This window comes from Bacillus sp. XT-2 (genome assembly GCF_025696525.1).
GTDB lineage: Bacteria > Bacillota > Bacilli > Bacillales > Bacillaceae > Bacillus > Bacillus halotolerans.
The window spans coordinates 1-25,964 of record NZ_JAHVOC010000010.1 but is presented as its reverse complement, the minus strand read 5'-3'; the positions used below and the strand labels follow the sequence as shown (position 1 = coordinate 25,964).

At 43.8% G+C, this 25,964-nt stretch carries 24 protein-coding genes, 2 tRNA genes, 1 pseudogene and 1 riboswitch; of the genes and pseudogenes, 19 read left to right on the top strand and 8 right to left on the bottom strand.

The annotated features are described in order from the left end of the window. Position 1 precedes the first annotated feature (1 nt). The 3 genes and pseudogenes from KXD37_RS20945 to KXD37_RS20935 form a co-directional block, all read right to left on the bottom strand. Positions 2 to 631, bottom strand: coding sequence for a nitroreductase family protein (locus KXD37_RS20945; protein WP_254518070.1), 630 nt, complete (start codon positions 629 to 631; stop codon positions 2 to 4). A gap of 15 nt (positions 632 to 646) precedes the next feature. Continuing rightward, positions 647 to 1,140, bottom strand: a pseudogene (locus tag KXD37_RS20940) (MarR family transcriptional regulator). A gap of 82 nt (positions 1,141 to 1,222) precedes the next feature. Continuing rightward, a complete protein-coding gene (locus KXD37_RS20935) occupies positions 1,223 to 1,780 on the bottom strand; it encodes a helix-turn-helix domain-containing protein (RefSeq protein ID WP_044161601.1) in 558 nt (185 codons plus the stop codon). A gap of 118 nt (positions 1,781 to 1,898) precedes the next feature. Here KXD37_RS20935 and KXD37_RS20930 point away from each other — a divergent pair, with 118 nt between their 5' ends. The 3 genes from KXD37_RS20930 (at position 1,899) to KXD37_RS20920 (ending at position 4,348) form a co-directional block, all read left to right on the top strand. Continuing rightward, positions 1,899 to 2,624 carry an AzlC family ABC transporter permease gene (locus KXD37_RS20930; protein ID WP_188323572.1) on the top strand — a complete coding sequence of 242 codons (726 nt, stop codon included), beginning with the start codon at positions 1,899 to 1,901 and terminating at the stop codon, positions 2,622 to 2,624. Further along, positions 2,621 to 2,944, top strand: coding sequence for an AzlD domain-containing protein (locus KXD37_RS20925; RefSeq protein WP_024120379.1), 324 nt, complete (start codon positions 2,621 to 2,623; stop codon positions 2,942 to 2,944). Before KXD37_RS20930 ends, KXD37_RS20925 begins: the two co-directional genes overlap by 4 nt. Before the next feature lie 198 nt (positions 2,945 to 3,142). After that, the gene (locus KXD37_RS20920; protein ID WP_106020857.1) at positions 3,143 to 4,348 is read left to right on the top strand and encodes a Bcr/CflA family efflux MFS transporter; all 1,206 of its coding nucleotides are present in this window, start codon (positions 3,143 to 3,145) and stop codon (positions 4,346 to 4,348) included. Positions 4,349 to 4,388: 40 nt separating this feature from the next. Here KXD37_RS20920 and KXD37_RS20915 read toward each other — a convergent pair whose 3' ends face one another. Continuing rightward, the gene (locus tag KXD37_RS20915; protein WP_106020855.1) at positions 4,389 to 5,126 is read right to left on the bottom strand and encodes a sulfite exporter TauE/SafE family protein; all 738 of its coding nucleotides are present in this window, start codon (positions 5,124 to 5,126) and stop codon (positions 4,389 to 4,391) included. Positions 5,127 to 5,378: 252 nt separating this feature from the next. On the opposite strand from KXD37_RS20915, the gene KXD37_RS20910 reads away from it, so the two are divergent. The 4 genes from KXD37_RS20910 to KXD37_RS20895 all read left to right on the top strand — a co-directional run bounded on the left by KXD37_RS20910 (position 5,379) and on the right by KXD37_RS20895 (position 10,902). Continuing rightward, entirely contained in the window at positions 5,379 to 6,053 is a 675-nt protein-coding gene (locus tag KXD37_RS20910) for a GntR family transcriptional regulator (protein ID WP_024120383.1), read from the top strand. Positions 6,054 to 6,191: 138 nt separating this feature from the next. After that, positions 6,192 to 7,454 (top strand): glycoside hydrolase family 18 protein, encoded by a 1,263-nt coding sequence (locus tag KXD37_RS20905; protein WP_255004780.1) that lies wholly within the window; start codon positions 6,192 to 6,194, stop codon positions 7,452 to 7,454. 474 nt (positions 7,455 to 7,928) lie between these two features. Next, positions 7,929 to 9,113, top strand: coding sequence for a macrolide family glycosyltransferase (locus KXD37_RS20900; RefSeq protein ID WP_188323575.1), 1,185 nt, complete (start codon positions 7,929 to 7,931; stop codon positions 9,111 to 9,113). A 388-nt stretch (positions 9,114 to 9,501) separates the two neighbouring features. Further along, positions 9,502 to 10,902, top strand: a complete 1,401-nt coding sequence (locus KXD37_RS20895) for a BclA C-terminal domain-containing protein (protein WP_263463726.1) — start codon at positions 9,502 to 9,504, stop codon at positions 10,900 to 10,902. Between the two features lie 517 nt (positions 10,903 to 11,419). On the opposite strand, the gene KXD37_RS20890 is transcribed toward KXD37_RS20895, so the two are convergent. Both KXD37_RS20890 and phoB read right to left on the bottom strand, forming a co-directional pair. After that, the gene (locus tag KXD37_RS20890; protein ID WP_127695867.1) at positions 11,420 to 12,127 is read right to left on the bottom strand and encodes a membrane lipoprotein lipid attachment site-containing protein; all 708 of its coding nucleotides are present in this window, start codon (positions 12,125 to 12,127) and stop codon (positions 11,420 to 11,422) included. A 64-nt stretch (positions 12,128 to 12,191) separates the two neighbouring features. Next, on the bottom strand, positions 12,192 to 13,580 hold the full coding sequence (gene phoB / locus KXD37_RS20885) for an alkaline phosphatase PhoB (protein ID WP_127695865.1): 1,389 nt from the start codon (positions 13,578 to 13,580) through the stop codon (positions 12,192 to 12,194). Positions 13,581 to 13,902: 322 nt separating this feature from the next. Between phoB and KXD37_RS20880 the strand changes: the two genes are divergently transcribed. Both KXD37_RS20880 and KXD37_RS20875 read left to right on the top strand, forming a co-directional pair. After that, a complete protein-coding gene (locus tag KXD37_RS20880; protein WP_127695863.1) occupies positions 13,903 to 14,880 on the top strand; it encodes an HD domain-containing protein in 978 nt (325 codons plus the stop codon). A gap of 220 nt (positions 14,881 to 15,100) precedes the next feature. Next, complete coding sequence (locus KXD37_RS20875) at positions 15,101 to 15,667, top strand: YdhK family protein (RefSeq protein WP_127695861.1); 567 nt, start codon at positions 15,101 to 15,103, stop codon at positions 15,665 to 15,667. Between the two features lie 15 nt (positions 15,668 to 15,682). On the opposite strand, the gene pbuE is transcribed toward KXD37_RS20875, so the two are convergent. Further along, entirely contained in the window at positions 15,683 to 16,849 is a 1,167-nt protein-coding gene (gene pbuE / locus KXD37_RS20870) for a purine transporter PbuE (protein WP_106020843.1), read from the bottom strand. 54 nt (positions 16,850 to 16,903) lie between these two features. Then, positions 16,904 to 17,003, bottom strand: a riboswitch (purine riboswitch). A 179-nt stretch (positions 17,004 to 17,182) separates the two neighbouring features. Here pbuE and KXD37_RS20865 point away from each other — a divergent pair. From KXD37_RS20865 to KXD37_RS20830, 8 genes are all read left to right on the top strand, one after another. Continuing rightward, the gene (locus KXD37_RS20865; protein ID WP_024120394.1) at positions 17,183 to 17,494 is read left to right on the top strand and encodes a PTS sugar transporter subunit IIB; all 312 of its coding nucleotides are present in this window, start codon (positions 17,183 to 17,185) and stop codon (positions 17,492 to 17,494) included. Next, on the top strand, positions 17,494 to 17,826 hold the full coding sequence (locus KXD37_RS20860; RefSeq protein WP_024120395.1) for a PTS lactose/cellobiose transporter subunit IIA: 333 nt from the start codon (positions 17,494 to 17,496) through the stop codon (positions 17,824 to 17,826). Before KXD37_RS20865 ends, KXD37_RS20860 begins: the two co-directional genes overlap by 1 nt. A 17-nt stretch (positions 17,827 to 17,843) precedes the next feature. Next, positions 17,844 to 19,169, top strand: coding sequence for a PTS cellobiose transporter subunit IIC (celB, locus tag KXD37_RS20855; protein ID WP_106020841.1), 1,326 nt, complete (start codon positions 17,844 to 17,846; stop codon positions 19,167 to 19,169). Positions 19,170 to 19,187: 18 nt separating this feature from the next. Beyond that, on the top strand, positions 19,188 to 20,585 hold the full coding sequence (locus KXD37_RS20850; RefSeq protein ID WP_106020839.1) for a glycoside hydrolase family 1 protein: 1,398 nt from the start codon (positions 19,188 to 19,190) through the stop codon (positions 20,583 to 20,585). Positions 20,586 to 20,741: 156 nt separating this feature from the next. Further along, a complete protein-coding gene (gmuR, locus tag KXD37_RS20845) occupies positions 20,742 to 21,455 on the top strand; it encodes a transcriptional regulator GmuR (RefSeq protein ID WP_127695859.1) in 714 nt (237 codons plus the stop codon). 28 nt (positions 21,456 to 21,483) lie between these two features. After that, positions 21,484 to 22,383, top strand: coding sequence for an ROK family protein (locus KXD37_RS20840; protein ID WP_151174785.1), 900 nt, complete (start codon positions 21,484 to 21,486; stop codon positions 22,381 to 22,383). Next, a complete protein-coding gene (manA, locus tag KXD37_RS20835) occupies positions 22,380 to 23,327 on the top strand; it encodes a mannose-6-phosphate isomerase, class I (RefSeq protein WP_127695855.1) in 948 nt (315 codons plus the stop codon). Before KXD37_RS20840 ends, manA begins: the two co-directional genes overlap by 4 nt. 19 nt (positions 23,328 to 23,346) lie before the next feature. Further along, entirely contained in the window at positions 23,347 to 24,435 is a 1,089-nt protein-coding gene (locus tag KXD37_RS20830; protein ID WP_151174786.1) for a glycoside hydrolase family 26 protein, read from the top strand. A 57-nt stretch (positions 24,436 to 24,492) separates the two neighbouring features. On the opposite strand, the gene KXD37_RS20825 is transcribed toward KXD37_RS20830, so the two are convergent. Continuing rightward, the gene (locus KXD37_RS20825; protein ID WP_101861411.1) at positions 24,493 to 25,347 is read right to left on the bottom strand and encodes a manganese catalase family protein; all 855 of its coding nucleotides are present in this window, start codon (positions 25,345 to 25,347) and stop codon (positions 24,493 to 24,495) included. A 335-nt stretch (positions 25,348 to 25,682) separates the two neighbouring features. Here KXD37_RS20825 and KXD37_RS20820 point away from each other — a divergent pair. Then, positions 25,683 to 25,759, top strand: a tRNA-Arg gene (locus KXD37_RS20820). Positions 25,760 to 25,772: 13 nt separating this feature from the next. Next, positions 25,773 to 25,846: transfer RNA gene (locus KXD37_RS20815), tRNA-Gly, on the top strand. Positions 25,847 to 25,964 lie beyond the last annotated feature (118 nt).

Here is a 25,964-nt window from a genome sequence, read left to right as displayed (position 1 = left end):
TTTATTTCCATTCTGCAATAGTATCAATCGGCAGACGGTAGGAAGCGTATCCTTCGTCCGCAGCTTTTCCGATGGAAAGAAGCATAACAGGCACATAACGCTCTTTGTCTAATCCGAAGGCTTCCGCGATGTTTTCTTTATCGTAGCCGCCGATCGGGTTTGTGTCATAGCCGTGCGCGCGTGCAGTCAGCATAAGCTGCATAGAAACAAGGCCGCCGTCAATCAGGATCGTTTCACGGTTCACCTGAGCCGGAAGCTTTTCAAAATGAGCAGTCAGGGCAGCGATTTGTCTGTCTTTGACCTCCTGCGGCATGTAACCGAGCTCCACGGCTTTTGAATAAATGTCTTCTAAGTAGTCTGCATTGTTCATGTCTGCAAAAACAGCGATGACGGCAGATGAAGTTGTGACCTGTGTTTGGTTAAAGCTTGCCAGCGGCGCGAGCTTCTCTTTTCCTTCCGGGCTGTCGATGACGAGAAAACGCCATGGCTGCGCGTTGACAGAGGATGGCGCAGTTGTAGCTTCCTCTAGGATTTCTGTCATCTCTTCTTTGCTGATTCTCACTGTCGGATCATAATTGCGAATGGAACGGCGTCCTTTCATAATGTCCATAAAATCGTTTGTTTTGATCATGTTGATACACTCCTTTTAAGCTTCGATATTATCTATGTTGTTTCGCATGCGCCCAAGCACATCAATAAGCAAGCTGCGCTCTTCAGCACTTACATTTGCGAGCATTTCCTTCATGAAACGCTCCTTTTCTTTCTTAGAAGACTCGATTCGTTTTCTTCCTTGATCTGTTAACCGCACAAGGGTAATCCGGTTGTCTTCGGGCTTGCGCCGTCTTGATACCATGCCTTTGGCTTCAAGCTGTTTTAGGTGTCTTGTGACGGCCGCGCTGTCGATATTGACTTTCTTTTGAAGGTCGCTTTGACTGATCTCATCCGCATGATAAAGCAATGTCAGCAATTCCAAACGAGATTGGCTGATGCCCGTGCATGCCTCGAACTTCACGCCAATCACTTTGTTCACGCCTTGCAGCTGATATAAAATCTCGGCTTCCTCAGAACAAAATGATGCCAAAACCCATCCCTTCTTTCTTGTCAAAAAAATAATTGATATATCAATGATTGACACGTCAATTAATATACAACGATTGATTTCAATTTGCAAGCCATTTGCACATTTGAAAAACCTCCCAACATATAAGTTGGGAGGTTCTTGTTATCCTTGCGGCTCAGGATAAAACATCAGCAGAAAAAAGCTGGCCGTTTTCTGTGATGAATTGATGTAGCTGTGCGGCGTGGATCCCGTAAACTGCATGGCGTCTCCTGGTACCAGCGAATGCTCCTGATCCTGCAGATTGACGGTTAACTCGCCTTCTTTGATTAAAATGTATTCTTCTCCTAAATGTGTTTTTGCTTCATGTATGCATCCCGGTTTCAGATCGACAACATAAATTTCAAACTTTGTTTCAGGATTGTACGGAAAAAAGGGGTAAACAATGTAGTTTTCTTCATTATCTGTAACAGGTTCAATATCTTTAAGATTAATTTTTCTTACTTTCGGCTTGTCTTCTTTCAGAAAAACAGAAAAAGATACCTGCAGCCCATTTGCGATCTTCCAGAGAGTGGTGACAGTCGGGGTCGATTTTTCTTTCTCAATTTGTCCGAGCATCGCTTTGCTGACGCCCGTTAACTCAGAAACTTGATCAAGAGTCAGGTTTCTGCTTTTTCTGAGTTTGACAAGATTCTTTGCGATAATGGCTTGGATATCATCCATACATGTATCTCCTTACGTCATATTCGCTTTATTATAACATATTAAAATCAGCTATTACATACAGTTGTAAGCTATAACATATATGTGTATAATATGTTAGACGAGGAGGAGAAACAGAATGATATCAGAGAAAGAAACCACTCATGCCCAAACTTGCGAGCCATCGTTCTTACAAGGGTTTAAAGATTGTGTCCCGACGCTGATCGGCTACATCAGTATAGGTTTGGCTGCCGGAATCGTGGGGATTGCCTCGCATTTAAGCGTCCTTGAGATTACGCTGTTGTCAGGTTTGGTTTTTGCCGGCGGCTCCCAGTTCGTTATCTGTGCTTTGTTAGCAGCGAACAGTCCGATGTCCGCTATTATCCTGACAACGTTTATCGTAAATTTACGCAATTTTCTATTAAGTGCCGCGCTTGCTCCTCATTTTTCAAAGTATACGCTAGTGAAAAATGTGGGGATCGGCATGATGGTGACAGATGAGTCATTCGGTGTTGCTTCAAATAAGATTGTAAAAAAAGAACCAATTAGTGATCGATGGATGTTCGGATTAAATCTCACTGCATATGCGTGCTGGGTGCTCTCTTGTGTGGCAGGGGCAGTCTTTGGTAAATGGATTACCGATCCGGAAACGTTCGGACTCGATTTTGCGGTGACGGCTATGTTTTTAGCACTGCTGATTTTGCAGATGGAACATGTTGTGCCTGCAAAGATTAAACACTATGTATCTCTCATTATTTATATGGTGATTGCGATGATTGTTTTCTCTTTCTTTATGCCGTCACATCTCGCTGTGATTATTTCAACGATCATCGTAGCGACAATCGGGGTGGTGACAGATAAATGAGCGTAAATACATACATCCTGATGGTGATTATCGGCTGCGCGCTGGTCACAATGATTCCCCGCGTGATTCCATTTTTAGTTGTACGGAATATTTCCTTGCCGGAGCCTGTGCTGAAATGGCTCTCCTATGTGCCGGTTTGTATATTGACGGCACTTGTTGTGAAGGATTGCATGATTCAATCCAATGATTCTCTGAAATTGAATTGGCAGGCAGCAGTTGTATTGATTCCTACTCTATTGATTGCACTGAAAACAAAAAGTTTATCTATGACAGTCATCAGCGGTGTTGTTCTTATGGCCGGCTTGCGCTTATGGGTATAAAACAGCTGCTTACATCAAAACTCACGATATCAGGGGGAAGCAAACCCTGGTATTTTTTGTGTCTCTGATTCAATCTTTAAGCGGCTTTCACTGGCTGAAAGTTATGGTACAATATACAAATGTTTTACAGCTTCAATCAATTGTTGGAGTGACATCTGTTTCAGATAAATAATAGATTGAAGGGAAGGTTTTGATAGAATGCTGCAAAATCCAACTGGAAAAGAGCGTTTGGCATTGGCATTTCTGCTCGGCATGCTTGCTATATTGGGCCCGCTTAATATAGATATGTATTTGCCTAGTTTTCCTGATATTGCCGATGATTTATCGGCCAGTGCCTCGCTTGTACAGTTAAGTTTAACAGCCTGTCTGATCGGGCTTACCATCGGCCAGGTGATTGTCGGGCCGGTCAGTGATGTGCAGGGGAGACGGAAACCGCTATTAATCTGTATTTTCTTATTTGCGTTATCTTCTCTGTTCTGTGCGCTTTCACCAAACATTACAACACTAGTGGCAGCCCGTTTTTTACAGGGGATTACGGCCTCTGCAGGACTTGTGCTGTCTCGGGCAATCGTGCGGGATGTGTTCACAGGGAGAGAGCTTTCTAAATTTTTCTCACTGTTAATGGTGATTACCGCAGTAGCGCCAATGATTGCGCCAATGACAGGCGGTGCTCTTTTATTGCTGCCGTTTGCAACGTGGCATACGATTTTTCACTTTTTAACGATCATCGGATTTGTGCTTGTACTGGTTATTGCGCTGAGGCTAAAAGAAACATTGCCGCCCGAAAAGCGGATTCCAAGCTCAATTGGAACATCTGTCAGAACAATGGGGAGCCTGCTGAAGGATCGTTCTTTTATGGGCTACGCGTTAACTGTCGGATTTGTTCACGGGGGAAGCTTTGCTTATGTATCCGGTACGCCTTTTGTGTACCAGGATATTTACGGGGTGTCGCCGCAGGTATTTAGTATTTTATTCGGCATTAACGGCCTGGCGATTATTACGGGAAGCTTTATTATCGGGCGCTTTGGCGGAATCATTCATGAAAAAAGCCTGCTCCGCATGGCGGTCATTACAGCTATGATTGCGACTGCCGTGCTTTTAACGATGACGATGATTCACGGTCCTCTCGCTGCATTGGTCATCTCTATTTTTGTCTATATGATTACGATCGGCATGGTTCTGACGAGCACATTTACGCTGGCCATGGAAAAACAGGGGCACCGCGCCGGAAGTGCAAGTGCGCTGCTGGGAATGCTCCCGCTGCTCCTTGGCTCCATCGTTTCGCCGCTTGTGGGCATTGATGAGACGACAGCTGTTCCGATGGGAGCGATCATGTTTGTTACAGCAGTTATCGGTTCGCTCGCCTTTTTTAGATTAACTAAAGAGAGCGTGAAGCAGAATTAATCAAAAAAACCTGACGGCATGTCAGGTTTTTTTGATTTTATTAAAATAGCAAAAGCAGTCCGGCGATGGCCGGAGTCAAAAAGATTGCTGATTTCAAGACGGCCTTTGGCATGAGATTGGTGAATTTCGCGCCAACATACGCACCGCACATGGTTCCGATCAAGACTTTGATCAGCAACACATAATCAACAAATCCTTCCGTGATATACCCTATACCTCCGCCTGCAGCAAGAGGGATAATGACAAGCATCGTTGTTCCGACAGAATGACGGATGGAAAGGTTCAGCATAATCATTAAACCGATCTGGATAAAAGGAGCAGAACCGATGCCGAATGTGCCGGAAAGTATGCCTGATACGATTCCTAAAATCACGGCTTTTGTGTACATTGAAACATTGCTTTGATTCCCTTGAGGTTTTTCTTTTAAAATAAATAATCTGATTAAAATGAGAATCGCTGATAAAAATAACATTCCTGCTGTCAAATAATGAAGCAAATCGGCGGGAATAAAAGATGTCAGCTTTGCCCCGAAAAATGACCCGACGGCAGCAAAGCATCCGACCGTTAAACCGATTTTTAATTGGATGTTGCCTTCCCGGTAATGGCTGTAGGCCCCTGATAAGCTGGTGAAAGCCATACCGGCGAGGGAAGTGCCTAAAGCTGTATGAATCGGAATATGGAAAACAAGAGTTAAAAGAGCAATAACAAAGCCGGCTCCCCCGGCACCAATAAAGCCTAAAATGATTCCGAGAAGAAACATAACAAGAATAATGAGCATACTTTTTCCTCCATTGTATTCTGAGCTGTAAATGTAATGAATCTGAGTGATTGTAGCTGAGGCGAAGTGTCCGGCAGCCGATGAGAGGATCATCTCACTGGTTTACAGTAGTCTGTCGACCGTCGTTTAGCAAAAATATCGTACCGCAAATTTTGGAATTTGACAAGGGAGTTTGTTGCTTCCCTTTATCATCTGTTATATGATTTTGATGAAGAACAGCCCCTGAATCTATTCAAAAGAGGTATTATTTATATGGATGATTTTAAATTAGACAAGCCGACTCCTTATTACCTGCAATTTTATTTCCAGCTGAAAAAAATGATTTTTAACGGGACATTTAAGCCGGGGGAACGGATCAATGAAACACAGCTGGCTAAAAGTTTCGGTGTCAGCCGCTCTCCGATACGGGAAGCTATGCGGCTGCTTGAGAAAGACGGCTTGTTAAGAGCAGATGACCGGAATGGATTTTCAATCGCTTCTTTAACGGCTAAAGATGTAGATGAAATTTATAAAATCAGAATTCCTCTCGAGCTGCTTGCTGTCGAATTGGTCATAGACGAAGCGAATGACGAAGAGCTTCAAACGCTTGAAAAACAGCTTGAAGAAACAGAAAACGCGATTCGTAACGGAGCGGAAGAAACTGAAATGATCAGCTTAAACCAAAAGTTTCACCAGCTGCTTGTCGATTTTAGCCATAACAGACATTTAAAAAACTTGCTTGAGCATGTAAACGATCTGATTCACTTTTGCAGAATCCTTAATTATAAAGGGGACAACCGCCCTGAAACGATCCTGCGTGAACACCGCAGCATATTTGAAGAAGTAAAAAAGAGAAACAAAGAAGCAGCCAAAGAATATATGATGGCTCATTTCAATCATGATTCAGAACATTTGAAGCGTGTGCTTGAAGAAGGAAAAGAAAATTAAATGACATGTACAGATACCGAGGATGAGTCCTTGGTATTTTTTATTGCTATCATTACTTTAATAAATTGAAAATCATATATAAGGAAGCCCATTAATAAGATTCTATGATGATTGACTAACGAATAATGGGGGTTAGACATGTTTATCCATATCGTCCGGCCGGGTGATTCTTTGTTTTCCATAGGCAGAAGATACGGTGCTTCTGTTGATCAAATACGTGGTGTGAATGGCTTAGAAGAAACGAATATCGTGCCGGGGCAGGCTCTGCTCATCCCTCTTTATGTATATACAGTACAGCCGGGAGACACGCTCGGAGCTATTGCAGCAAAAGCGTTTGTTCCGACAGAACGGCTAAGAGCCGCAAATCCCGCTATAAATCCAAATGCCTTGCAAGCAGGAATGAGACTGACGATTCCTAATATCTCAAACTATATTGCGGGAACGTTAAGCTTTTACGTGCTCCGCAATCCGGATCTAGATCGCGATTTAATCAATGATTACGCCCCGTATTCGTCTTCGATTTCCATTTTCGAATACCATATTGCGCCTAATGGCGACATTGCAAACCAATTGAATGACGCAGCCGCTATTGAAACCACATGGAGAAGACGGGTGACGCCGCTTGCAACAATAACAAATCTAACCTCAGCAGGCTTCAGCACGGAACTCGTACACCAAGTGTTAAACAATCCAACTGCGAGAACCAATCTGGTTAACAATATTTATAACTTGGTATCCACAAGGGGATATGGCGGCGTGATGATCGATTTTGAAAAAGTGAGCGCCGCAGATCGGGATCTGTTCACAGGATTTTTGCGTCAGCTCAGAGATCGTCTGCAGCCGGGTGGCTATGTGCTAACCATAGCTGTTCCGGCAAAAACAAGCGATGATATTCCGTGGCTGAGGGGCTATGATTACGGAGGGATTGGAGCGGTCGTCAATTATATGTTTATCATGGCGTATGACTGGCATCATGCGGGAAGCGAGCCGGGGCCTGTTGCGCCGATTACTGAAATAAGAAGAACAATTGAATTTGCGATTGCCCAGGTGCCGCGGAGAAAAATCATCATCGGTGTCCCGCTCTACGGCTACAATTGGATCATCCCTTATCAGCCGGGAACAGTGGCTTCAGCTATTTCAAATCAAAAATCAATTGAAACAGCGATGAGGTACCAAGCACCCATTCAATATTCAAACGAATATCAATCGCCATTTTTTCGCTACAGAGATGAGCAGGGACGGACGCATGAAGTATGGTTTGAAGATGTCAGGAGCATGAGCCAAAAGATGCTGATCGTCCGCGAATATGGATTACAAGCAATAGGCGCCTGGCAGTTAACACTCGGATTCACACCAGCTCCATGGCTTCTGCGGAAATTTTTTACGATCAGAAAGGTTTAAGGGCACCGGGCACGGTGTCTTTTTAGTGATGTTTTAAGCGTCTGCTGAATGCTTTTACCGTCTCAGCCTTCCTTGCGTTGTTACTTCCATCGGGCATTATCTCTAAGCTGCTTTGTTAAAATCAGATGATAATCGTTCACGGTGTTGAAATATAAGAAGCAGATAAATGCCATTCTCACACAAAGGAGGACATAGGCGTATTTTTTGACTGCGGTGCCTCGAGCAGCCCTGAGTTCCCGACATATTGTCATTTCACTGGCTGGCAGCGCTGGCGATATCCTTTATCGTAACGGATTGATAGCCGTAAAATCGCATCAGCCTAAAGCGGCAGAATAATTCGATCATTTGTCACTTGCATGGCGTCAGTCTCCCCCATTATGATCGATAGTGAGAACTATCATCAGTCTAATCAGGCACAAATTGCATATCATCTTATGAACGCTTACGGAATATGAGTGAGAGGAAGTTGTCAGAATGAAAAAAGTATTGATCCTGAATTTCCCAGCTGAAGGCCATGTAAATCCTACATTAGGCATTACGAAAGCCTTTGCCGATCGAGGATATGATGTCCACTATATATCCACTGAAAAATATAAAGAAAGATTAGAAGCGGTGGGAGCGACTGTCCACCTTCATCAGGATTTGCTGAGAACAACACCTATTCATGTCGCTTCGCCAAATGGCATTCTTGATTTCCTGAAAATACATATCAAAACCTCACTGGACATTTTACATGTCGTAAAGGAGTTGTCAAAAAGCATCCAATTTGACTTTGTTTATTATGATAAATTCGGTGCGGGAGAGCTGGTCAGAGATTATCTCGACATCCCGGGCATCTCTTCATCTGCTTCTTTCTTATTCGATGAAGAGCATTTAAAGGTATTGCCTCTGCATCCGGATTCAGAAGTGCCTTTACAATTGGATAAAGAGTGTGAAGATCTATTATTAGAGATGAAACAAAATTATGGTGTATCACCTGAAAATATGGTTCAATTCATGAATAATAAAGGTGAATTAAATGTAGTGTACACAAGCCGATATTTTCAGCCGGAAAGCCATCGTTTCGGCAATGAATTTCTGTTTATCGGTCCAAGCTTTCCAAAGAGAGCGGAAAAAACTGATTTCCCAATTGAGAAATTGAAAGATGAGAAAGTCATCTATATTTCAATGGGGACTGTATTAGACGAAACTGAAGAGTTTTTCAACTTATGTATAGATGCTTTTTCTGATGTCGAGGGCAAGGTCGTGATAGCTGCGGGAGAAAAAGCTGACTTGACAAAATTAAAGCAAGCGCCGGAAAACTTTATCATTGCTTCATATGTGCCTCAATTGGAAGTGCTGGAACAATCAGATGTTTTCATCACTCATGGGGGAATGAACAGTGTAAATGAAGGCATTCACTTTAACGTTCCTTTAGTTGTAATGCCGCACGATAAGGACCAGCCAATGGTGGCCCAGCGGCTGACTGAATTACAATCAGGTTATACAGTATCTAAAGATCATGTAACCGCGCAGTCTTTAAAACATGCAGTGGAAGAAGTGTTGAATAACAACCGGTATAAGGAAGGGATTCAAAAAATCAATCAAAGCTTTCAGGATTGCATGAATATGGAAGAGGTAATGGAGCGGATTGATCAATTTATAGATCAGAGAAAATAAACAGCAAAAAATACATTTGGATGATATAAGAAAAAAGAGTGAGATGAAAATGGTCTCACTCTTTTTTACTGATAGGGTCTTACAGGCATTGTGACAATAACCGGATTCATTTTGCGGGATCAGAGATTTTAGCAAAAGGATTATAAATTTGTATGGGCTCATTTTCTGGGAACGGCAGGGCAGCAGGAGGAATACTTTCGCATTCATTCACACTCAAAATCATTTTTCATATTATGAATAAGTGTATGGAAAATTATGTATCGAAAGGATGTGGATATAAATTATGTCTCGAAAGCCGTCACATAGGTGCCCTTACTGTGGATCTAACTCTTCAAGCCCCAGTTGTAGAGTAGGCCCTAAAAAAAATCCTGAGCCTAAACATTCATGTATGTGCTGCTGCTGCGTAAGGGGAGTAAGAGGGCCGCAGGGACCACGCGGATTACGCGGTATTCCAGGCAGTCTTGGAGCCACAGGACCACAAGGACCACCGGGGCTGCCAGGGCTGCCCGGAGCAACAGGGGCCACAGGACCACCAGGTCTGGCCGGGGCTACGGGAGCCACAGGACCACCAGGGCCGGCCGGAGCAACAGGAGTCACGGGAGCCACCGGAGCAATAGGAGTCACGGGAGCCACAGGAGACGCCGGACCAGCCGGAGCCACCGGAGCGACGGGAGCTACAGGGGACGCCGGACCAGCCGGAGCCACGGGAGCAACGGGAGCTACAGGAGACGCCGGACCAGCTGGAGCAACGGGAGCCACCGGAGCAACGGGAGCCACAGGAGCAACCGGGGACGCCGGACCAGCCGGAGCCACCGGAGCCACAGGAGACGCCGGACCAGCCGGAGCCACCGGAGCCACCGGAGCGACGGGAGCCACCGGAGCAACGGGAGCCACAGGAGCAACCGGGGACGCCGGACCAGCCGGAGCCACGGGAGCCACAGGGGACACCGGACCAGCCGGAGCCACGGGAGCCACAGGAGACGCCGGACCAGCCGGAGTCACGGGAGCGACGGGAGCCACGGGAGCAACCGGGGACGCCGGACCAGCCGGAGCCACAGGGGACACCGGACCAGCCGGAGCCACGGGAGCCACAGGGGACACCGGACCAGCCGGAGCCACGGGAGCCACAGGAGACGCCGGACCAGCCGGAGCCACGGGAGCCACAGGGGACACCGGACCAGCCGGAGCCACGGGAGCCACAGGAGACGCCGGACCAGCCGGAGCAACGGGAGCGACGGGAGCCACAGGAGCAACCGGGGACGCCGGACCAGCCGGAGCCACCGGAGCCACGGGAGCCACGGGAGCCACGGGAGCCACAGGAGACGCCGGAGCCACAGGAGCCACGGGAGCCACGGGAGCCACAGAAACAGGAGCAGCTGGGTTATCCGAATACGGGTATATTTATAACTTAAGCGCTCAAACGGTAGCTATAGAGGCTGATGTCATTTTTGATTCAACAGGGATAACCACCCCTGGAATTACACATGCCCCCGGAACTTCTCAAATTGCTATTACCACTCCGGGAGACTATGAGGTCACTTTTTCTGTTTCGGGAGTAGAGCCTAACCAATTCACACTATTTTTAAATGGTGCGCCGATTACGAATACAGTCTACGGTTCAGGTGCAGGTACTCAGCAAAACAACGGTCAGGCTATTATAGCCATAGCAGCCGGCGATGTTCTAACTCTTCGAAATCATACGTCTGTTGCCGCAGTGACTCTCCAGACTTTGGCAGGAGGCACACAACCTAACGTAAACGCTTCAATTGTAATTAAAAAATTAGATTAACAATCAGCACTGTGTCATGAGCAAACAAAAAGTACTCTATTGATCTTACTAGTACTTAATATTTCAGCAGTGCTTTTTTTTGACCTGATTTATGTTGAACATACAAACGCTCCAAGTTCTTTTTATCTCAGATATTTATTTTGTATGGGATAACTGGGATAGGGTGTGTAAAACAAAAAAACGATATCGTACAAATGAGCAGACATACCTTATTTTATCGGTTAAACGATTCTTCGGAGGGTTGCAGCATCTAAAGAATTAACGAAGAAACGATTACAAACAGCTCGTTATTTAATGGTGTATATTCGGTGGCAACTAAAGGTTTTGGGTATGCCATCACCAAGGTGGGCTAGTGATATTAACAATTTATCATCGGTAAAACCAGCTCAACAGTTAGGGTTTGACGACAGATAAAGTATTCTGTTTTCGCAAAAAATAAGATCATATCAAATTGGCATACAAGGTGACTGTTTAACTTCTCCGATATACAAAAACCTTCCGTGTTGGAAGGCAATTATTAAAATGCAATTTTGATCTTTTGAGAATCACTGATCTTCTTATGGTTTTGGTCAAAAACGTCACTTGTTGTGATTTCAATCCATTTGATCTCTTTTTTCTTCTTCTCAGCTGATGGTTCATCATGAGCATGTCCGCTTGCTGCGTTTACAATAAAGCCGAGATTGCCGGATTTTTCGGCGCCGCCTTCTAATTCACCATTCAACTCTTCGAGGTACATATCTTTATTCCAATCAAAGGTTTCACCTGTATTTGTTTTCATCAATGCAATCGGGGCAAAATTCACTTTCTCGGAAGAAGTGTTTTTGATATCAACGAAAACTTTAACGAAATCAAACTCTTCATCGTGTGTTAATACATGAAAATAATCAATCATGCTGTAATCCGGACGTAAGTGGATCAGCTTCATTTCTTTTACCGTTAACTCTACGTTTCCAATCTTATAAGTTTGATTGACTTGTTTGATATCTTTTAAGACAGCTTCTCCTTTGTCATCAGAAAACGTTTGATTTACCTTCAGCAATGACCGGTCATCTGTTACCTGTGCATTAGGCTGATACTCATCTATACTGTCCTTTTGAGATGAAGTGCTTTGCGGTGTGGCTTTTGCTGTTTGCTCTCCGGCTGTATTTTGTTTTTCAGAATCGGCGTTTGATGAACAGCCCGCAAGCATGACGATAAAAAATAAAATCGATAGAATCTTTTTCATCATGAGTCCTCCATTAAGAAAAGAGCCCGTTCCTTATACAAGCAACGGGACACCTTGTATTCTCTTACTTATCTTTAATCTTAATGTTATATTGTAAAGCGTCGAAAACATTTTTGGCGATTTCAGTATTATCGATTTGGCCGGAAAACTTCTCACTGGACGGTCCGTACGCATAGACAGGAACATCCTCGCCGGTATGTCCGCCTGTTGTCCATCCTGTGTGGGAGCGTTTATTGAAAATCTCCTCAATCGCATTATCGATATCAAGGACTTCCTTCGATTTTGCCGCTTTTTCAACAGATTGAATTTCAGATGCAGTTAAAGCTAATTTCTTTTGATCAATATACGTTTTTAATGTTTTTTCAACATCTGCGCCGCCGGCAATTTTTTCTGCCATAAAGTCAGGTGTGCGTTTTGCGGCTTTAATGGGCTCACTGAACCAGTTGTAAATGCCGTCCGCACCGATGGAGTACCCGCCGGTTGAGTGGTCAGCCGTTGCGACAACCAATGTATGCTTGTCTTTTTTAGCGAAATCGATCGCTGCCTTGTAGGCTTGTTCAAAGTCTTCCATCTCACTCATGGAGCCGACAATATCATTGTCATGCCCCGCCCAGTCAATCTGGCTTCCTTCAACCATGAGAAAGAAACCGTCTTTGTCCTTGCTTAATTTTTTGAGAGCTGTGTTTGTCATGTCTTTTAATGAAGGAATATCCTTCGTGCGGTCGATCTTTTTAGGCAGGCCGCCGTCAGCGAATAGGCCGAGAACTTGGCTGTCCTTGTTTTTCAGCATGTCCTTGCGGTTATCCACATAGCTGTATCCCGCTTTTTTGAATTCCTTTACCAAATTACGGTCCTTGCGGTCAAAATTGCTTTTTCCACCGCCTAGAAGGACATCGATTTTGTGCTTGCCGTTCACCATTTCATCAAAATAGTCGTCTGCAATAGAATTCATGTTTTTCCGGCTGTGATCATGTGAGCCGAAAGAAGCCGGAGTGGCGTGAGTAATCTCTGAAGTGGCGACAAGGCCGGTCGATTTTCCTTTTTCTTTTGCCGCTTCAAGAACTGTTTTGACCTCTGAACCGTCATTATCCACTGCAATTGCATTATTATATGTTTTAACCCCAGCTGACATAGCCGTTGCGGCAGAAGCAGAATCCGTTACATTTTGTTCAGGATCTTCAGGGTAAGTAGTCTGCTGGCCGACAAGGTATTGGTCAAAAGCTGTAGGCTCAACAACCTTTGTCTTTTTATTATCCTTTAAGTAACGATGAGCGGACGTATAAGACACACCCATCCCATCACCGATCAGGACGATGACATTCTTAATTTCGTTTTGATTCCCCTTTTTCTTTTCCTGGGCGCTGGCTTCAGGCACGCTGCCGCTGACTAGGCTGCTGAACGCAATAGATGATAACACCGCAATAGGCAGCAGCTTCTTCGGGAATTTTTTCAACTGAATAACCTCCTAAAAATATGATCCTCAATGACAAACCCATTATATTTTTAAAGTGTTAAGCTAGTATTAATCGATTTTAAAGATTGAATTTACAAGATTACAAGGAAATGAAAAGGCAGTGCCGAAAGTAAATATGATGTGCAAATCTGACCGGCTAGTGATTATGTATGTGACTAGAAGATGTCAATCAATCCCTTGATATAGAACTCAAAAAGAAATCGAGTTTGCTAGAGGTAATATTTCTTACTGAGGGGATATTAAAGGAAAACATGTGACCGGCAATGCACCCGAAGAAGAGAATAGATGTTGAGGTGACAGTATGGAAATAAACGATGTGCTATACGGCAGGCATCAAATAGACGGAGTACTGGAAGAACTCATAAAAAGCTCACCCGTGCAAAGATTAAAAGGGGTTTATCAAGGCGGCGCCAGCTTTTTAGTCAATCCAAAGTGGAATGTGACCCGGTATGAGCACTCCATTGGCGTTATGCTTCTAATCAAAAGGCTGGGGGGAACCATAGAAGAGCAGATCGCGGGTCTTCTCCACGATGTGTCGCACACAGCATTTTCTCATGTAATCGATTTTGTATTTGAAAATGAAGCGGAAGATTATCATGAAAACATTTTTCAACAAGTCATTGACCAGTCCGAGATCCCTGGAATTCTAAAAAAACACGGTTATGATGCCGGCGATCTTTTATTAAATGATACAAGATGGACACTGCTCGAACAGCCCGCACCGGAGCTGTGTGCTGATCGCATAGACTACACGCTGCGTGACATGTATCAATATGGACAGATCACGCTCCGCGAAGCAGAAATCTTTTTAGATCGCCTCATTGTGAGAAACGGAAGGGTGTTTCCAGATAGTATCGGAACAGCCGAATGGTTCGTGCGAGTGTATTACAAGGAAGTAATCGATTTCTTTATGCACCCAGTGAATGTATATGGATATGAATACTTAACGCGAACGCTGAAGGCTGCGCTGCAGCACAATGTCATCGCTGCCGAAGATTTGCTGAAAACAGACCAAGTGGTGTTAGACATCCTGCATTCATCAGAAAATGAAGAAGTACGGAGACTGCTTGAAAAAATACATCCTCACATACAAGTAAAAGAGGATGACATTCATTACGATTTTCATCGAAAAAAGAAAATGCGTCTCATCGACCCTTCTGTTTTCCATCATAATGAATGGATCACATCCTCATCAGTATCTCAAAACATCAGAAAAATGGGAGAGACCGCTTATCAGAAAGCAAAAAAAGGCGTGTATGTCAAAGTAATCGAAAACTAACCGAAGCCGCGCAACCGCGGCTTTTATCCACCGCGTTTTATTCTGCGGATCACGGGGAATAGGACAAACAGCAGCATATTTTATGAGAATATCAGCGCATTTACATACCATCCGGGGGTATAGTATTCTTGAAAAGATCATGTTTGACAGGCAGATGTGAAGGCCATTCTGTTTCCGCGGATTACATTCACACCAAAAAATGAAGCAAAGGAGAATGAACATGAAGATTTCGAAAAAGGCACTTGGAATTTTATTGATGTCACTTATTTTTGTTTTATCAGCATGCGGCAATAACGATAGCAAAAAAGAAAGCACTCATGAAAGTCATTCGGACTCCGGCTCACACGAAGAAATGGATCATTCCGGATCTGCTGAAGTTCCAGAGGGATTAACGGAATCGAAACATCCTAAATATAAGATAGGCAGCCAGGTCATCATCAATGCTTCTCATATGAAAGGTATGAAGGGCGCCGAAGCAACAGTTACAGGCGCATACGATACTACGGCATATGTTGTTTCTTATACACCGACAACCGGAGGACAGCGAGTTGATCATCACAAATGGGTGATCCAAGAAGAGATAAAAGATGCAGGAGATAAACCCCTCTACCCCGGAGATCAGGCGATCTTAGAGGCCTCTCACATGAAAGGCATGAAGGGAGCAACTGCTGAAATCGACTCTGCAGAAAAAACAACGGTATACATGGTGGACTATACATCGAAAACAAGCGGAGAAAAAGTGAAAAACCACAAATGGGTCACCGAAGATGAGCTTTCAGCTAAATAATAAAAAATCCTCCTTTTACAAGGAGGATTTTTTTGCTGTCTGAACAGGTCTTGTTAAAGAAATTAGAGCAAACAGGACAGCGATGATCACAATCGACCCGCCGCACCATGCTGTTGACACCACAGTACCCGTCTGATCCAAAACAACACCGCCAATGGCTGAGCCAAGGGCAATTCCGACTTGGAGGGCCGACGTGTTAAAGCTTTGCTGAATGTCAGACGAATCAGGTGCAATTTCAATTAAATAGCTTTGCTGAGCCGGGGCGAGGCTCCAGCTCAGAAGACCCCAAATCACCATAACAGGCAAAAAGAAAATCATAGACGATGTAGACAGCGGCAGTAAGAACATAATGATGGCAAAGGAACCGGTCACCAGCAAAATGCTCTTAAAGGAACCAAGCCGGTCAGATAGCGCTCCTCCGAAAGGACCTCCGCATACAGCAGATATCCCGAAAAGGAAATAACAAATGCTGACCCAGAAAGAGCTCAGGTGAAGAGTCTCTTCTAAAAACGGCGCAAAGTAAGCGTAAAGCGTGTAATGGCCAGCTAATGTAAACATCGTGACGAGGTGTGAACTCGCGATTTTCAGATTACCGACTGTCTTGAGTTGTTCCCGGAAAGGAATCATTTTCTCCGCTGGTATTCTTTCAAAGAAGATTGAAATAATCAGCATGGAGATCAGCGCCAACAGGCCGATGCCAAGGAACAAAATGCGCCATCCGAAGGAATCGCTGATCAATATGCCAAGCGGCACACCTAATGCGATGGCAGAACTGAATCCCATAAAAATGATGCCGATTGCGCGGGCTCTGTATTCAGGCGCCACAATTTTCGGCGCAATTGTCAAGGAAAGCACAACAATCAGCCCTGTACTCATCGCAGCCAATACCCTTGACACCATCAGTGTTGCAAAATTAGGGCTGAAGTAGGCCACAAGATTGCTAAGGAAGAAAACAAATAAGGCAATTAAATATAAACGCTTCCGCTCAATCTTCGCAGTCAAGGCCAAAAGCAGCGGCCCTGACACCGCATATCCCAGTGCAAATACACTGATCAGCTGCCCGGCTGAGACAATAGAAATGTCTAAATCATTTGCGATTTGAGGAAGAATTCCTCCCACAATTAACTCAACCAATCCGACTGCAATCGTAGAAGCTGCAAGCAGAAAAACTTTAAAATTCATAACAAACTCCTTCACTTTAATTTTTTTACAAATAAAAAAATCCTGATTACAAAAAAAGTGATACACAATTTTTGTAATCAGGATTTTACGGTTCCTGGTAGACACCCTCAATCCATATTATTGAGGTTATACAAGTAAAAATAGCTATTTAATTGATTTAGTTTCCGAGGATGAGTTTAACATATTGTGAGCGAATCTTCCATAGAAAATTTTGATAAATAGTTGAACTGAAAAAATATGAGTATATTTATTTTTACAAAAGTATAGACAATTAAAATTAAATGACTATAATAAATTTTGTAAGCGTTTTAAATAAAAGAGGGGGGTCATCCATTGAAGAAAATTTTACTGGCGTGCAGTTCGGGAATGTCCACCAGTTTGTTGGTGACAAAAATGAAAGAATACGCGCAATCCATCGGAGAGGAAGCGGAGATCTGGGCAGTCGGCCAGGATAAAGCGAAAGAAGATATGCAAAAGGCAGATGCGGTTTTAATCGGCCCGCAAATGAGCTTTCTGAAAAGCGAACTGCAAAAAGAAGCCGACCAATACAACATTCGGGTTGAGGTCATTGACATGATGGCTTACGGAATGGCTGATGGCAAAAAAGCTTATGAACAGGCTTTGTCATTAATGGGGCAACAATGATGGAGCAGATAAAAATCACCGATTTAACAGACGAACAAATCAGCTTTCAGCTTATTCTCCACAGCGGCAATGCCCGCAGCTGCATCATTCAATCACTGCGTGCCTACAAGGAAGGAAACAGGGGGGAGGCAGATGCCCTTATTGCCCAGGCTGAGGATGCTCTATCTGCAGCCCATGACATTCACTTTCAAATGATACAGAAAGAATCAAGCGGCGAGGCAGCCAATTTCTCATTGCTGCTTATGCACGCGGAAGATCATCTGATGTCAACATTGACCATGAAAGAATTGGTAAAAGAGCTGCTTGGCATCTTTAAAACAAAGAATATATAAAAATCGGGGTGGATAGGGTGTTCGAGAAAATCAGCCAATTCCTTGTTCCAATTGCAGGGAGGTTAAATAATAACCGTTATTTGCAGGTGTTGCGCGATGCGTTTATGCTGGCCTTCCCGCTTACGATATTCGGGTCCATTTTTGTGGTGTTAACGAACCTGCCGTTTTTAAATAAAATCATGAATGCTTCAATGCTCACATCGTTTCAGTCCAATTTTGGCATTGCGTCTACGGCGACCATGGGGATTATGTCTGTCTTCGTCGTGTTTGGTATAGGCTATTATCTCTCAAAAAGCTATCAGGTTGAAGCTGTGTTTGGCGGTGCGATCGCTTTGGTTTCCTTTTTGCTGCTGACGCCTTTTATCGTTCAGCCGGAAACAGGAGATGCCATAACCGGAGTCATTCCGGTAGACCGCCTCGGTGCCAAAGGAATGTTTCTGGGTATGATCACGGCATTTCTTTCTGGTGAAATCTACAGAAGAATCGTTCAAAAAAATCTGACGATCAAAATGCCTGCCGGGGTTCCGCCAGCTGTAGCAAAATCATTTGCCGCACTTATTCCGGCTTTTATCACACTGACTGTGTTTTTGCTGATTAACGTTCTGGTCACCCAGCTTTTCAAAACCAACATGCATGATGTCATTTATCATGCGATTCAGGCTCCGCTTGTCGGACTTGGAAGCGGTATCATTCCGACGCTGATTGCTGTATTTTTCATTCAAATTCTATGGTTTTTCGGATTGCATGGGCAAATCATTATCAACTCTGTGATGGACCCGATTTGGAATACACTTCAGGTGGAAAACCTGGCAGCCTACACAGCGGGGAAAGAAGTGCCGCACATCATCTCAAAACCGTTTATGGAGATTTATACAGTGGGGATGGGCGGAACCGGGATGACGCTGGCGATTGTATTTACGATTCTCATATTCATGAAAAGCAGGCAGATGAAGCAAGTATCAAAACTCGGCCTTGCTCCAGGGATTTTTAACGTAAACGAACCGATTATCTTCGGACTGCCGATTGTGATGAATCCAATCATTATCGTGCCTTGGGTGCTGGCACCGATGGTTGTTACGCTCGTCACCTATCTGGCCATGTCAGCAGGGCTCGTTCCGCCGCCGACCGGTGTGACGGTGCCGTGGACGGTTCCATTATTCATTAATGGCATTATGGCGACGAACTCAATCATGGGTGGCGTCATGCAGCTTGTTAATCTATTAATTGTCTTCGTGATATGGTTTCCGTTCCTAAAAGCAATGGATAAATTAAATCTCGCAAAAGAAAAGGAACAGGCTGTTCAGGAAACAGCAAAGCAAAATGATAACAGCATCAAAATGTGACAGAAGGAGAGAGAGAACTTGACTCAAACAGAACAGTATCGTTTTCCAAAAGATTTTTGGTGGGGATCATCCGCTTCAGCGACACAAACGGAGGGTGCCTCCGATCGAGACGGAAAAGGGAAGAATATTTGGGATTACTGGTTTGAAAAAGAGCCTCATCGCTTTTTTGATCATGTAGGGCCTGCATCCACATCGCAATTTTACGATAACTATAAAGAGGATATCAGGCTGATGAAGGAGCTTGGCCACAACTCGTTCCGTATGTCGATTTCATGGTCACGTTTAATACCGGGCGGAACAGGCGAGATCAACCCTAAAGCAGCGGACTTTTATAACAGCGTCATTGATGAGTTCATAGCTAATGGAATTGAACCCTTTGTCAATTTGTTTCATTTCGATATGCCGATGGAACTTCAAAACATCGGCGGCTGGGCAAACAGAGAAACGGTGGATGCTTATGAAAACTATGCGGGAACGTGCTTTCGTTTGTTTGGCGATCGCGTGAAAAAATGGTTCACGCATAACGAGCCGATCGTACCGGTAGAAGGCGGATATTTATATGATTTTCATTATCCGAACAAGGTAGATTTTAAAGAAGCCGTTCAAGTCGGGTTTCACACCATGTTATCGAGCGCCCGGGCCATTCGGACTTACAGAGAGATGAAGCAGGATGGAAAAATCGGCATCATCTTAAATTTAACCCCATCCTATCCGAGAAGCAGCCACCCGGCGGATGTAAAAGCGGGTGAAATAGCAGATGCGTTCTTTAACCGATCTTTTTTAGACCCTTCTGTAAAAGGCGAGTTTCCAAAAGAACTCATAGACATTTTAAAAACTGAAGGCTTTATGCCTGAATATGAGAAAGAGGATCTTGAGATCATTAAACAGCATACGGTTGACTTATTAGGTGTGAATTATTATCAGCCGAGACGTGTAAAAGCCAAAGAGCACCTGCCAAATCCGGATGCGCCGTTTTTGCCTGACAGGTATTTCGATCCTTACGTCATGCCGGGCCGCAAAATGAATCCCCACCGAGGCTGGGAGATTTACGAAAAAGGCGTTTATGATATCCTGATCAATTTAAAAGAAAATTACGGGAATATCGAGTGCTTTATTTCTGAAAACGGCATGGGGGTTGAAGGGGAAGAGCGTTTCAGAGACGAGCAGGGTATGATTCAAGATGACTATCGAATTGAATTTATCAAAGAGCACTTAAAATGGATTCACCGCGCTATACAGGAAGGTTCAAACGTAAAAGGCTATCACTTATGGACGTTTATGGACAATTGGTCATGGACAAACGCTTATAAAAACCGATACGGATTTGTTTCAGTCAATCTGAAGAAAGACGGAGAAAGAACCGTCAAAAAGAGCGGAAAATGGTTCAAAAAGCTTGCTGAGAAAAATGTTTTTTAGGTTGCTATAGCTAAAAGGTCTTCCGGCGGTCAAAATTTCTAACAGAAACAACAAATAGCCATAACGTTGATGAAACAGGGAAAAGAACTTATGATATCCGTAAAGAAGTTTATTCGATATCAAAATTTTTACTTTTACAGCTGCCGGAGGATACCAATGAATAAATACGAAATCATTGCAAATGAAATGAGAAAACGAATCAAAAATAATGTATATCCCATCGATCAGCCGATTCCCGATGAAGTATCTCTTGCAAAAGAGTTCAATTCAAGCCGCATGACGATGAAAAGAGCTCTAGATAATTTAGTTGCTGAAGGACTGTTATTCAGAAAACGCGGTCACGGAACCTTTATCATCCAATCTGCGATACAGGATGAACATGTCCATGTCGTCAGCAATGAAATCCGCGGACTGACCAATTTGTTAAAAGACAAAAAAATCAAAAGCAAGGTCATTCAGTTCGAGGTGCAATTTCCCACTGAGGAAGTGGCTGCCCATTTATCAATTGATCAGAAAACGCCGGTTTATTATGTTGTACGGCTGCGGATTGTGGAAGGCGAGCCATATGTATTGGAAAAAACATATATGCCGACACACTTAATACCCGGCATTAATGATGAGGTGCTGCACCACTCTATTTATGAACACATTACAAACGGGCTTCAGCTAAAGATTGCCGGAACGCACCGGAAAATCAGAGCCTGTAAATCTGATGAGATGGATCAGCAGCATCTGGGCTGCAAACAGGATGATCCCATTCTTGAAGTTGAGCACGTGGGCTTTTTAGATATCGGTATTCCATTTGAATATTCCTTTTCACGTCATCGGCATGACAAATTTGTCGTCACTTCGGTAAATGTAAGGCGCTGATCGCGGAGATAACAAGGAGGCCATCTGCATGCTTGGCGGTATTGAAGCAGGCGGCACAAAATTTGTATGTGCCGTCGGAACAGAAGATGGAACGATCATTGACAGAATAGAGATACCAACAGCGATGCCGGATGAAACGATAGAGAAAGTCATTCAATATTTTCGCCAATTCTCGCTACAGGCAATCGGCATCGGCTCCTTTGGTCCCGTTGATACAGATGTAAACAGTAAAACATATGGAACCATTACTGCCACGCCTAAACCAGGCTGGCGGCACTATCCATTCTTGAAAACAATAAAAGAAGAAATGAATATTCCTGTCGGATTCAGTACGGATGTAAACGCTGCGGCGCTCGGTGAATCTCTTTTCGGCGCAGCTAAAGACTTCGACAGCTGCTTATATATCACGGTCGGCACTGGCATTGGTGCAGGCGCGATTATAGAAGGGCGGCTTCTGCAAGGATTATCACATCCTGAAATGGGCCATATCTATATTCGCCGCCATCCGGATGACACGTATCAAGGAAAGTGCCCTTATCATAAGGATTGCTTCGAAGGTCTGGCTTCCGGTCCTGCTATAGAGTCACGATGGGGAAAAAAGGCCGCAGATTTATCACATGTTAATGAGGTCTGGGAACTTGAAGGATATTACATTGCGCAGGCGCTGGCACAATATATCCTCATCCTGGCACCAAAAAAAATTATTCTTGGCGGCGGCGTCATGAATCAGAGTCAGCTGCTCCCTTATATATATCAATATGTACCTAAAATAATGAACAGCTACTTTAATTTTTCTGAATTATCAGAAAGTATAAATGAGTATATTGTAGCTCCCCATTTAGGCAGAAATGCCGGAATCATCGGAACGTTTGTTTTAGCCGATCAGGCATTAAAAGCAGAAGAAGCATCCGGGGAGGTTCCATCATGAAGCATCCTTTATTTTTAGAGCCGATTTTTAAAGAAAGGATATGGGGCGGCACAGCGCTTCGTGATAGATTCGGCTACAGCATCCCTTCAGAAAAAACTGGTGAATGCTGGGCTGTCTCGGCCCATGCCAATGGATCATCGACTGTTCAAAATGGCCGGTTGGCAGGAAAAACCCTAGATCAAGTGTGGAAAGAATGCCCGGAGTTTTTCGGCTTTCCTCAAAGAAGCGTGTTTCCATTACTGGTGAAAGTACTTGATGCCAACATGGACCTTTCTGTACAAGTGCATCCTGGTGATCATTATGCCATGGTGCACGAAAACGGAGACCTCGGAAAAACAGAGTGCTGGTATATTATTGATTGCAAAGAAGGGGCAGAACTGATTTTGGGACATCACGCAAGCACGAAGGAAGAATTCAAACAGCTTATAGAAAGCGGTGACTGGAACGGACTGCTTAGGCGCATCAACATAAAGCCAGGAGATTTCTTTTATGTTCCAAGCGGCACGCTGCATGCATTGTGTGAGGGCACCCTCGTCCTTGAAATTCAGCAAAATTCTGATACCACATATCGAGTATACGATTATGATCGCTGTAATGACCATGGCCAAAAAAGGGATCTCCATATAGAAAAAGCTATGGAAGTCGTAAACATACCGCATGCGGATTCTGAACCAATACCGGCGGTGAAAGAAATGAAGGATGCCGTGATTACGTCTTATGTTCAGTCAGATTATTTCTCAGTTTACAAATGGAATGTCAGCGGCAAGCCGGTTTTTCCTACTCCTCAAACCTATTTGCTATGCAGTGTTGTCGAAGGCTCAGGGATTATAGAAAACAACGGTGTGCAGTATGAATGCAAGAAAGGCTCACACTTTATTTTGCCTGCCCATTTTGGCGAGTTTTCAATAGAAGGAACTTGCGAGCTGATCATATCTCATCCTTAATAAGAACGGAGGAATTTCTGTGTTAAAGAAACCTATCATCTGTTTGTTCATCTTATTTTTATTTGCGCCTGCCGTTTTGGCTGAGCCGATCCGAGCACATACTGTGTCACCTGTTAATCCTAAAGCACAGCAGACAACAAAAGATGTGATGAATTGGCTCGCCCACCTGCCGAATCGTTCTGAAAACAGAGTGCTTTCCGGTGCGTTTGGCGGTTACAGTCATGACACATTCTCCATGGTCGAAGCAGAAAGAATCCGAAGCTCAGCCGGACAATCACCTGCCATTTACGGCTGTGATTACGCGAGGGGATGGCTTGAAACCTCAAACATTGAAGATTCTATAGACGTAAGCTGCAACAGTGATTTAATTTCGTATTGGAAAAGCGGAGGGATTCCGCAGATCAGTCTGCATCTAGCGAATCCTGCTTATCAGTCAGGACACTATAAAACACCGATTACCAACGATCAGTATAAAAAACTGTTAGACTCTTCTACAACAGAGGGGAAGCGGCTGAACGCCATGCTCAGCAAAATTGCTGACGGACTTCAAGAGTTGGAAAAGCAAGGCGTGCCCGTTCTGTTCAGGCCGCTGCATGAGATGAACGGCGAGTGGTTTTGGTGGGGCCTTACGTCATATAATCAAAAGGATGATGAAAGAATCTACTTATATAAACAGCTCTACATCAAAATCTATCATTATATGACTGACGAAAGAGGATTGGATCATTTATTGTGGGTTTACTCTCCCGACGCTAATCGAGATTTTAAAACAGATTTTTACCCTGGAGCTTCATACGTAGATATAGTTGGGTTAGATGCATACTTTCAAGATCCATATTCGATAAGCGGATACGACCAGCTGACAGCACTTAATAAACCATTTGCCTTCACAGAAGTTGGTCCGCAAACAGCAAACGGCAGCTTTGATTACAGCCTGTTTATGAGTGCGATAAAACAAAAATACCCTAAAACCACTTATTTTCTGGCCTGGAATGATGAATGGAGCCCGGCTGTGAACAGAGGCGCTTCTGCTCTCTACAATGATAGCTGGACATTAAATAAGGGAGAAGTATGGAACGGTGATACGCTAACACCTATAGTTGAATAAAAAACGTTTTACATTAATAAAAGGTTCTCAAGGATATCCTTGAGAACCTTTTGCTCATCAGGCGTTCATATCCCCTAAGCCGGGACTATGTTCATTCGGCATGTCCGGAAGAACCGGAACAGGAAATCCAGCCGGAGGTTCAGTTACTTGCAGCTCGCCGCCATTTCTGCTTGGAGATTTCCCTTGAAAGATCTCTGCAATTCTTGTTTCATCTAATCTAAAGTTAAACTGTACATTATGGTAGCCTAATTCAACATACTTTCTGCACTCTGGATATTTATTAATGTCGTAATTCGGTACTGGAAAAAGCTTAGCCCAGTCAACACCCAAAGTCTCAAGCGCTTTAGCGAAAGCATTTTGATGAGCATTGTCACGAACAATAAGAAAAGCGAGTGTTTCCCGGAACGTCTGATTAGAGCTCATTTCATAAATTCTTGTTTTTTGGAGAACGCCAGTAGACTCAAGCAACAAGTTATCCAACAGGTCAGTGATTAAGTTTCCGTGATTATAAACCCAGGATGCGTTCCAAGGATTGCCGCCCGCATCAACCGGGAGTGAACTCTGTGCGCCAATAATGTAATGATGAGGGTTAGCATGTTTAACTGCTTCATCAAGGGGGGCGTGGTCTATACCCTGGCTGCCGACTCCAGCACCGCCTGATTCATCCAATAAAGCATTGATTGTATTTTGCACAAGCTCTACATGGGCAATTTCTTCTAAGAAGATACCGCGCAGCAAATCACGATATTGTTTCTGCTTTCCTCTGAAATTGGAGCTTTGAAAGAAATATTGCATCATTGTACGCATTTCTCCGTAATGTCCGCCTAATATTTCCTGCAGTACTTTAGCTGCGGCCGGATCTGGCTTATCGGGTTTAATGATATTGATTAGTTCTTCTTTGTAGTAAAACATAACACGCCTCTTTTCTTATTTATTTTGTTTTTTATATCATCTGTACAATCAGATAAACTATACGGACTCACCAACAGCTGAAAAGAAAATGAGAAAAATGAAACAAAAACATAGAAAAGTGTTGACCGATAAAAAAACACATGGTATATTATTAAACGTCGCTGATGAACAGCACAGAACAAAATGAAAAACAAAAAGTTTTTCGAAGGTGTTTACAAACACTTCAGAATGTGTATAATAGATAAAGTCGAATCAAAAAGATTTGAAAAAAACATTCGAAAAAACATCTTGACTTTAACATCAATTAATAGTATGATAGTTAAGTCGCTCGATAAGCGCCCGTAGCTCAATTGGATAGAGCGTTTGACTACGGATCAAAAGGTTAGGGGTTCGACTCCTCTCGGGCGCGCCAATATAATATACATGCGGGTGTAGTTTAGTGGTAAAACCTCAGCCTTCCAAGCTGATGTCGTGAGTTCGATTCTCATCACCCGCTCCATTATTTCTTGAATGATCTTTGAAAACTAAACAAGACAAAACGTACCTGTTAATTCAAGTTTTATTATAAATCGCACAGCGATGTGCGTAGTCAGTCAAACTGAGGTCTGCACGATGCA

Excerpts from the sequence above, each read along its gene's own strand:
- KXD37_RS20925 (WP_024120379.1), top strand. The coding sequence starts at position 2,621 with ATGAGCGTAAATACATACATCCTGATGGTGATTATCGGCTGCGCGCTG.
- KXD37_RS20825 (WP_101861411.1), bottom strand. The coding sequence starts at position 25,347 with ATGTTTTACTACAAAGAAGAACTAATCAATATCATTAAACCCGATAAG.
- KXD37_RS20910 (WP_024120383.1), top strand. The coding sequence starts at position 5,379 with ATGGATGATTTTAAATTAGACAAGCCGACTCCTTATTACCTGCAATTT.
- KXD37_RS20920 (WP_106020857.1), top strand. The coding sequence starts at position 3,143 with ATGCTGCAAAATCCAACTGGAAAAGAGCGTTTGGCATTGGCATTTCTG.
- KXD37_RS20930 (WP_188323572.1), top strand. The coding sequence starts at position 1,899 with ATGATATCAGAGAAAGAAACCACTCATGCCCAAACTTGCGAGCCATCG.
- pbuE (WP_106020843.1), bottom strand. The coding sequence starts at position 16,849 with ATGAATTTTAAAGTTTTTCTGCTTGCAGCTTCTACGATTGCAGTCGGA.
- KXD37_RS20890 (WP_127695867.1), bottom strand. The coding sequence starts at position 12,127 with ATGAAAAAGATTCTATCGATTTTATTTTTTATCGTCATGCTTGCGGGC.
- manA (WP_127695855.1), top strand. The coding sequence starts at position 22,380 with ATGAAGCATCCTTTATTTTTAGAGCCGATTTTTAAAGAAAGGATATGG.
- KXD37_RS20895 (WP_263463726.1), top strand. The coding sequence starts at position 9,502 with ATGTGCTGCTGCTGCGTAAGGGGAGTAAGAGGGCCGCAGGGACCACGC.
- KXD37_RS20875 (WP_127695861.1), top strand. The coding sequence starts at position 15,101 with ATGAAGATTTCGAAAAAGGCACTTGGAATTTTATTGATGTCACTTATT.
- KXD37_RS20860 (WP_024120395.1), top strand. The coding sequence starts at position 17,494 with ATGGAGCAGATAAAAATCACCGATTTAACAGACGAACAAATCAGCTTT.
- gmuR (WP_127695859.1), top strand. The coding sequence starts at position 20,742 with ATGAATAAATACGAAATCATTGCAAATGAAATGAGAAAACGAATCAAA.
- KXD37_RS20900 (WP_188323575.1), top strand. The coding sequence starts at position 7,929 with ATGAAAAAAGTATTGATCCTGAATTTCCCAGCTGAAGGCCATGTAAAT.
- KXD37_RS20915 (WP_106020855.1), bottom strand. The coding sequence starts at position 5,126 with ATGCTCATTATTCTTGTTATGTTTCTTCTCGGAATCATTTTAGGCTTT.
- KXD37_RS20880 (WP_127695863.1), top strand. The coding sequence starts at position 13,903 with ATGGAAATAAACGATGTGCTATACGGCAGGCATCAAATAGACGGAGTA.
- KXD37_RS20840 (WP_151174785.1), top strand. The coding sequence starts at position 21,484 with ATGCTTGGCGGTATTGAAGCAGGCGGCACAAAATTTGTATGTGCCGTC.
- KXD37_RS20935 (WP_044161601.1), bottom strand. The coding sequence starts at position 1,780 with ATGGATGATATCCAAGCCATTATCGCAAAGAATCTTGTCAAACTCAGA.
- KXD37_RS20905 (WP_255004780.1), top strand. The coding sequence starts at position 6,192 with ATGTTTATCCATATCGTCCGGCCGGGTGATTCTTTGTTTTCCATAGGC.
- KXD37_RS20945 (WP_254518070.1), bottom strand. The coding sequence starts at position 631 with ATGATCAAAACAAACGATTTTATGGACATTATGAAAGGACGCCGTTCC.